The sequence below is a fragment of the Achromobacter sp. UBA5777 genome (assembly GCF_002418565.1).
Taxonomy (GTDB): Bacteria; Pseudomonadota; Gammaproteobacteria; order Burkholderiales; family Burkholderiaceae_B; genus Achromobacter; species Achromobacter animicus.
In genome coordinates, this window is record NZ_DIEJ01000139.1 from 1 (window position 1) to 7,337 (window position 7,337).

The 7,337-nt window shown below is 62.5% G+C and carries 7 protein-coding genes; 2 read left to right on the forward strand and 5 right to left on the reverse strand.

The genetic code is table 11. From position 1 onward, the window contains the following. The 4 genes from B3446_RS10785 to B3446_RS10800 all read right to left on the reverse strand — a co-directional run. Positions 1–483: sigma-70 family RNA polymerase sigma factor (locus tag B3446_RS10785; RefSeq protein ID WP_291380844.1), on the reverse strand; the 483-nt coding region annotated here is incomplete at its 3' end. A 149-nt stretch (positions 484–632) separates the two neighbouring features. Then, positions 633–1,409, reverse strand: a complete 777-nt coding sequence (locus B3446_RS10790; RefSeq protein ID WP_291380846.1) for an SDR family oxidoreductase — start codon at positions 1,407–1,409, stop codon at positions 633–635. Between the two features lie 62 nt (positions 1,410–1,471). Then, on the reverse strand, positions 1,472–2,386 hold the full coding sequence (locus B3446_RS10795; RefSeq protein ID WP_056559337.1) for a 3-keto-5-aminohexanoate cleavage protein: 915 nt from the start codon (positions 2,384–2,386) through the stop codon (positions 1,472–1,474). A gap of 10 nt (positions 2,387–2,396) precedes the next feature. Then, positions 2,397–3,614, reverse strand: coding sequence for an ABC transporter substrate-binding protein (locus B3446_RS10800; RefSeq protein WP_291380854.1), 1,218 nt, complete (start codon positions 3,612–3,614; stop codon positions 2,397–2,399). A gap of 147 nt (positions 3,615–3,761) precedes the next feature. Between B3446_RS10800 and B3446_RS10805 the strand changes: the two genes are divergently transcribed. Next, a complete protein-coding gene (locus B3446_RS10805; protein ID WP_291380848.1) occupies positions 3,762–4,532 on the forward strand; it encodes a Crp/Fnr family transcriptional regulator in 771 nt (256 codons plus the stop codon). An 86-nt stretch (positions 4,533–4,618) separates the two neighbouring features. Beyond that, positions 4,619–6,355 carry a DUF262 domain-containing protein gene (locus tag B3446_RS10810; protein WP_291380850.1) on the forward strand — a complete coding sequence of 579 codons (1,737 nt, stop codon included), beginning with the start codon at positions 4,619–4,621 and terminating at the stop codon, positions 6,353–6,355. Positions 6,356–6,451: 96 nt separating this feature from the next. On the opposite strand, the gene B3446_RS10815 is transcribed toward B3446_RS10810, so the two are convergent. Further along, positions 6,452–7,337, reverse strand: an 886-nt coding sequence (locus B3446_RS10815; RefSeq protein ID WP_291380852.1) for an amidase family protein, incomplete at its 5' end; no start/stop codon positions are given.

Below are 7,337 nucleotides of genomic sequence, written 5' to 3' on the forward strand. Positions count from 1 at the left end.
CAGCATGGCCTGGGCGACGTACTTGCGGACCATGCGCGACGACACGCCCAGCACGTCCGCCACTTCCTGGTCGGTCATCTCGCACGCCACCGCCATGACGAAGGCGTGGGCAATCTTGGGCGGCAGTCCGCGCAGCATCGCGTCGATCTCGCCCAGCGCCTGCAGCACCATGGCCTGGTCTTCGGCAGAAGACACCGTAGGCTCGGGCTGCGCCGCCAACGCGTCCAGCCAGGCCTGTTCCAGATCCCGGCGGCGCCAGAGGTCGATGCACATGCCGTTGGCCATCCGGCGCAGATAGGTCCGGGCATGGCGGGCGTTGTCGAACTTGCACGGGCGCGTCAAGAGGCGCACGAACGCGTCGTGCGCCAGGTCGGCGGCGTCCGCCGCGTTGCCCAGGCGCCAGTTCACCCAGGCCAGCAGCCAGCCGTGGTGATTGCCGTATAGGCTTTCGAAGTCCTGGGATGCCCCTTCCGATCCGCTCACGATCCCGCCCGCACGCGATACCGCTCACATTACTTATTAATGCGAACGGTTATCAATTAACAAAGCGCAGATTATGGACCGGGGTGGCGAGGTTTGGCAACGGGTCCGAAGGAGGAATCGGGGCTCATGGCGCACGGCCGGTGGCGGCGTCAGCCCAGATACTCCACGTTCCCGCACACCGAGATGCTCTGCCCGCTGATCATCGCCCCTTGCTCGGAGCACAGGAACACCACCTGATTCGCCACATCCTCCGGACGCGTCATGCGGCGCAGCGACACCTTTTCCACAAGCTGCTCGCGCATCGCATCGTTGCTGACCCCGCCGGCCTCGGCGCGCGCGGCGATGATGCGCTCGACCCGGTCGCCCGACACCACGCCCGGCAGCACAGAATTGACACGGATGTTCGACAGCCCGAGTTCCATCGCCCAGGTCTGTGTGAGCCCGGCCAGCCCGAACTTGCTGGCGCTGTATGGCGAGCGCAGCGAAAACCCCAGCCGTCCCGCCACGGACGAGATGTTGACGATGGCGCCGCCGCCAGCGGCCCGAAGCAGCGGCACCGCGCTGCGCGCGCACAGGAACGTGCCTGTCAGGTTGACGTCCAGCGTGTTGCGCCAGGCATCCAGCGTGGTGTCCTCGAGCCGGCTGGTCGGCCCGGACACGCCCGCATTGTTGACCAGCACATCCAATGCGCCCCACCGCGCGCCCAGCGCCTCGAACATCGCCAGCACCTGCGTCTCATCAGACACGTCCGTCCGGCTGACGCTCAACGCGGGCAGGCTTTCTTGCGCCGCCTTGAGCGCCTCGTCGTCGACGTCGCAGATATGCACGTCGGCGCCCGCATCCACAAACCTGCGCGCGATCGCCAGTCCGATGCCCTGCGCGCCCGCCGTGACCAGCACGCGGGCGCCTTGCAATGATTCGGTCATGTCTTTTCCCGATGATGAGAAGTGACGGCGCGGCTCCAGAGCCGCGCCGCCCGACGGTTACGTCAAAGCGCGAACTCGGGGCGGATGCCGCTTTTCAGCGGCAGACCCATGATCTCGCGCGCCTCGGCGGGCGTGGCCGGCTCCATGTCCATTTCGCGGATGATGCGCACGATGCGCTCGGTCAACTGCACATTGGTGGCCAGTTCGCCATGCCGGTAATACAGGTTGTCCTCCAGCCCGACCCGCGCGTGGCCGCCCAGCAGCAGCGCGCTGATGTTGGCTTCCAGCTGCGACGGCCCGATGCCGCTGACGCAGAAGACGCTGTTCTTGGGCAGCAGGTCCACCATCATCTGCAGATGCCGTGGTGAAAACGGCATGGCGTTCTGGAAGTTGCGATGCACGTTCATGACCAGGTTGATGAAGTGCGGGCCTTCGTCCAGATCTTCGTTGATGAGCGTCGTCACGTCCTGCAGGATATGCGTCGGACTGAACACCTCCCACTCGGGCTTGATGCCGCGCGCCTTCATGCCGGCGGCCAGCTCGCGCCCCTTGCTGAGCGGCGTGTTCATCAGGTATTCGCGGTCGCCGAACGCCAGATTCAGCGTGGTGGCATCCAGCGTGCACATCTCGGCGCCCGCGTCCATGCCCTTCAGACGCTCCTCCCACAGAATCTCCCACGTGCCGGGCGAGGTCTCGGCGACCATGTCGCCATGCACCCCACCGCCCGTGGAGTTGTTCAGCACGATGTCGCAACGCTCGCGAATCAGCTGGTTCATCTTCCGGTAGACGGCGGCGTCGCACGTCGCCAGATCATCCGCACGCCGCGCATGCAGCGCCACCACGCTGGCGCCCGCGTTGTAGCAGCGGTAGACGTCCTCCGCGATCTCCGCGGGCTGCGTCGGCAGGTGCGGATTCTGGCTTTTCAGGGCCATGCCCCCGGTCGGGGCGATGGTCACGATGACTTTGCGTTTGGCCATGCGAGTTCTCCTAGGATTTCCACAGCGCGCAGCGGCTTTCGGACTGCTTCGTGAAGGCCTCGTTGCCGTCGATGGCCTGCACCACCGTGAAGTAATCCCACGGCTCCTTCGATTGGTCCGGGCTCTTGACCTGCAGCAGGTACATGTCGTGCACGACGCGGCCATCGGGACGCACCACACCGTCCTTGATGTACATATCGTTCAGCTTGTTTTCGCGCAGGTAGGCCAGCACCTTGTCCGCGTCGTCCGTGCCGGTTGCCTTGACGGCGCGCAGGTACTGCAACGCCGCCGAATAGTCGGCTGCCTGCAGCGACGACGGCATGGCCTGGCTCCGGTCGAAGAACTTGCGGCTCCAGGCGCGCGTCTCGTCCGACGCATTCCAGTACCAGCTGTCGGTCAGGTACATGCCTTGCGCGGCCGGCAGGCCCATGGCGTGGATGTCGTTGATGAACATGATCATGCCCGCCAGCTTCATCGACTTGGTGATGCCGAACTCGTTGGCGGCCTTGATCGAATTGGTGGCGTCCGCACCGGCATTGGCCAGCGCCAGGATCTCGGCCTTGCTGCTTTGCGCCTGCAACAGGAAGGACGAGAAATCGCTGGCGGCCAACGGATGCTTCACGCTGCCCACGACCTTGCCGCCGCCCGACTCAACCACCTTGGTGGTGTCGGCCTGCAGCGCGTGCCCGAAGGCGTAGTCGGCCGTCAGGAAATACCAGCTCTTGCCGCCCGCCTTGACCACCGCCGCGCCCGTGCCGCGCGCCTGCGCCACGGTGTCGTAGGCGTAGTTCAGCGTGTAGGGCGTGCATTGCTCGTTGGTCAGCGCGGGCGCGCCGGCGCCGACCACGATGATCGGCTTCTTCTTGTCCGCCGCCACCTTCGACATGGCCAGCGCCGTGCTGGAATTGGTGCCGCCGATCAGCATGTCCAGGCCGCGCTGGTCAAACCATTCGCGCGCCTTGGCCGACGCCACGTCGGCCTTGTTCTGGTGGTCCGCAGTCAGAAGCTCGATCTTCTTGCCGTCGATCTGGCCGCCCATTTCCTCGATCGCCATCTTGATGGCTTCCGCGCCGCCAGGGCCATCCGGCCCCGAGTAGACGCCGGACATGTCGGTGATGAATCCGATGCGGATCACGTCGTCGGACACTTGCGCCTGTGCAGCCGTGGCGGGCAGCAGCGTGGCGGAAATGGCGCCGGCGATGGCGGTGGCGGACAGCAGGCGTGGCATTGACAACATACCGGTCTCCTCTTATGGTTTTTGGCCCGTGGGCGTCAAACATTCTGCGGTCCGGCCGCCCCTGCGGACAGTCATCACGTTGACAAAGCACCCTAGGGTTTACCTGGGCCGCATTCCACCTCCAGACAGGGAACGAACATGCGCGAATCGCCTGCCCTGGCGGGCAACGACGCGTCCGCCGCGAATCGCAGGCCGGCGCGCAGTGCCGTGGACAAGATGCTCGACGTGGTGCCCTGGTACAAGGGTCTGCCCGAACTCGAGCGCGACGTGGTGCGCGCTGAACTGCGCACGGTGTCGCTGGCGACGGGCGAATACCTGTTTCGCGCGGGGTCCCGCTCGCCCGGCTGGTATGGCGTGGTCGAAGGCCTGGTGAAGTGGTCGTCGCCCGGCACCGATGGACGCACGTTGTCCCTGGCCGGATTCAGCACGGGAAGCTGGTTCGGCGAAGCCACCATGATCCGCCGCGAACGCTTCGAATACGAAGTCGTCGCCCTGCGCCCCAGCCGCATCGTGATCCTGCCGCGCGACACCTGCGAGCGCCTCTGGAACAACAACATCGAGTTCACCAAGGCGCTGATGACGCACCTGGCGCAGCGGGTGAACTGGCTGATGGGCTGCTACACAGGCAACGTGCTGCTCGACGTCGACACCACGGTGGCGCGCGCCGTTGCGGCGCAACTTGATGCCGAGGTGCATTCCGGGACGAAGGGGCGGTTGCGGATCTCGCAGGAAGAGATCGCGGGCTTATGCGGCGTCTCGCGCCAACGCTGCAACACCGCGCTGAGCCGGCTGGCGCGCGAAGGCGTACTGCAAACGCACTACGGCGGGCTGACGGTGCTGGACAAGGAAGCGTTGTACCGGTGCGCGAAAATTGACATGCGGCTCTGTAAATCTTGGATAAACGGATGAGCGATGTCACATGAACGGCTAAAGCTGTGCGCTCTATTGGTTACAATATATGTCCGTTTGAAAACCACATAGCACAGTGAAGACGAATGTATAAGCCTGGCGGAACAATCAAGCAACTGCTCGAAAAAATTGAAGCGCAGGAGTACATACTCCCCGCAATACAGCGCGAATTCGTATGGTGGCCGGATCAGATCTGCCGATTATTCGACAGCCTGATGCAGGGCTACCCCTTCGGCACATTTCTCTTTTGGCGAATCGCACCTGAGCGGCGTGAGGAATATCAGTTCTATGATTTCGTCCTTGACTACCACGAGCGTGATAACTACCACTGCGCACTGCTTAAAGAGCTTCCAAAGCGGGACTTGGTAGCTGTGCTCGACGGCCAGCAACGAATGACCGCGCTCAACATCGGATTGCGAGGGTCATACTCTTGGAAGCTGCCCGGCAAATGGTGGTCTAGTGACGACGCTTTCCCAACGCGTCACCTGTGCTTGGATCTTCTTGGTCAGCCAGACCCGGAGTCTGGTTCTGAATACATCTTTGCATTCCAGACCGAGGCCACAGAGCGCGAGACCGACAAAGGACAGCTCTGGCTCCGATGCGGCCGAGTTCTTACAGAAAGTGAAGATGACCTAATCGATGGCCTGGACGAGCTAGAGCTTTCAGCCGCCCAGTTAAAAGATGCCAAACGGGTGCTTCGCCATCTCTATCGCACAATTCATCACAAGGAGCTAATCAGCTACTACGAAGAGGCGACTCAAGATCTGAGCCGCGTCCTTAACATATTCATTCGCATGAATAGCGGCGGCACCCCGCTTTCATACTCTGACCTGTTGCTTTCGATCGCTGTCGCCCAGTGGTCGAAATTGGATGCGCGTCAGGAGATTCACCAGTTGGTGGATCAGATGAATAATGTTGGCGACCAATTTAACTTCAGTAAGGATCTTGTGCTCAAGGCCGGACTAATGCTGTCTGATATCGGCAGCGTCGGTTTCAAGGTCGAGAATTTCAACAAGACGAACATGGAGTTGCTTGAACGGAACTGGCAAGCGATTCGAGAAGCTTTGATGTTGTCCGTCAGGCTGCTTAGCTCCTTCGGCTTCAACAGTCAAAACATGCGCGCGGACAGCGCGATCCTGCCAATTGCTTATTACCTGTTCGTCCGTCAACCCGGTGAAAGTTACTTGACGCGTGTGGAGTTCGCCCAAGATCGAGAGAACATCCGAACCTGGCTGATCCGCAGCCTGCTCAAAGCGTCTGGCATTTGGGGCAGCGGACTCGACACCCTTTTGACTGCTCTCCGAGAACACATTCGCGCACATGCTGCGACGGGATTTCCGCTAGAGCAAATCGAAAGTGCCATGGCCGCCAGAGGAAAAACCCTCACGTTTACCCAAGAAGAACTTGATGAACTCGTCGAATTGCCATATGGGGACAAGCGCACGTTCGCGTTACTTTCGCTGATTTTCCCCGGGTTTGATTTGTCGCGACACTTTCATGTCGACCATATTTACCCCCAAGCGCGATTCACCAAAGCCCAACTTCGAAAAGCCGAGGTCGATGAAGACTTGTGGCCGGAATTGATAGATAAGTCAGATCGTCTTCCCAATCTGCAATTGCTGGAAGGCAGTATCAACAATCAGAAGCGTCAGAAGATGCCGCACGAATGGTATGGGCTATTCAAGCCGGACGACGCCGCGCGCAAAGAGTACCTGACCGGTTTAGAGATAACAGCGTTGCCCGAAGCGCTATCAGGATTTAGTGAGTTTTACGAAACCCGGCGAAAGTCGCTCCGTGTGCGAATAGCAAACGCGCTTACCTAACAGGGCTGCCTGAGTTCGTTCCCTCACGCGGTATACGTCTGGCTACCGCGTCTGGAAAGCGGTTCGATGCGACCCCGGCATATTTCATCGAGCCGCTCAGACCCTCAGCTGGTCCAGCACCGACCACCCGGCCCGCGCCTCAATGACCTCGCCGGCCGCCAGGCACAGGTCTTCGCGAAAGCGCCCGGCGACCAACTGCACCCCAACCGGCACGCCCTCGGCGCGGCCAACGGGTACGGAGAGTCCCGGCAATCCCAGGATCGCCGTTGAAATCAACGGGCTCTGTGCCCGAAGGATGTCCGCCATCACGTCCGCGCCCTGCTGATCCCGATCCACCGGGAAAGGCAGCGCGAAAGACACGGGCATCAGCAGGACCGGATAGCGCTCTAAGAAGCGGCCCCATTCGCGCAGGATCGTCGTGCGCATCGCCATGGCTTGAATGAAGGCGTCCTTGTCCCGGCGCGGCGTGTGCGCCAGCATGCTCTGGTACGCGTTCTGAATGGCGCGGTCGCCGGCTCGCTCGATCTCGCGCTGCATCGACCCGGCGGCTTCGTTCATCAGCACGTCCAGCCACAGCGCTGCCGCGGCGTCGAACTGCGGCGGCTCGGCAACCTCGACCAGATAACCCGCGTCCTGCAGCCAGCCGGCGGCGCGTTGCAGTGCGTCGGTCACTGCGGCGTCGGCCTTGTGCTGCGGCGTGCCCGCAAACAGTGCGACACGACGGCTGCCGTTCACATCGGAAAATTCCAGCGGCGCCGGCACCCACCAGGGATCGCGCGCGTCGCCGCCTGACATCGCGGCCAGCCCCAGCCGAAGATCCGCCACAGTGCGCGCCAAAGGCCCTTGCGTGGCCGCCATCTGCGAGGCCACCGGGCGCTCCGCGCGCTGCGTGGCGTTGTAGCCCGGCACCCGGCCCTGCGAGGGCCGCAGCCCTGCCACGCCGCACGCATACGCGGGATAGCGGATTGAACCGCCCTGGTCG

Coding starts and splice junctions, on each gene's coding strand:
- B3446_RS10790 (WP_291380846.1), bottom strand. CDS start 1,409: ATGACCGAATCATTGCAAGGCGCCCGCGTGCTGGTCACGGCGGGCGCG.
- B3446_RS10795 (WP_056559337.1), bottom strand. CDS start 2,386: ATGGCCAAACGCAAAGTCATCGTGACCATCGCCCCGACCGGGGGCATG.
- B3446_RS10800 (WP_291380854.1), bottom strand. CDS start 3,614: ATGCCACGCCTGCTGTCCGCCACCGCCATCGCCGGCGCCATTTCCGCC.
- B3446_RS10805 (WP_291380848.1), top strand. CDS start 3,762: ATGCGCGAATCGCCTGCCCTGGCGGGCAACGACGCGTCCGCCGCGAAT.
- B3446_RS10810 (WP_291380850.1), top strand. CDS start 4,619: ATGTATAAGCCTGGCGGAACAATCAAGCAACTGCTCGAAAAAATTGAA.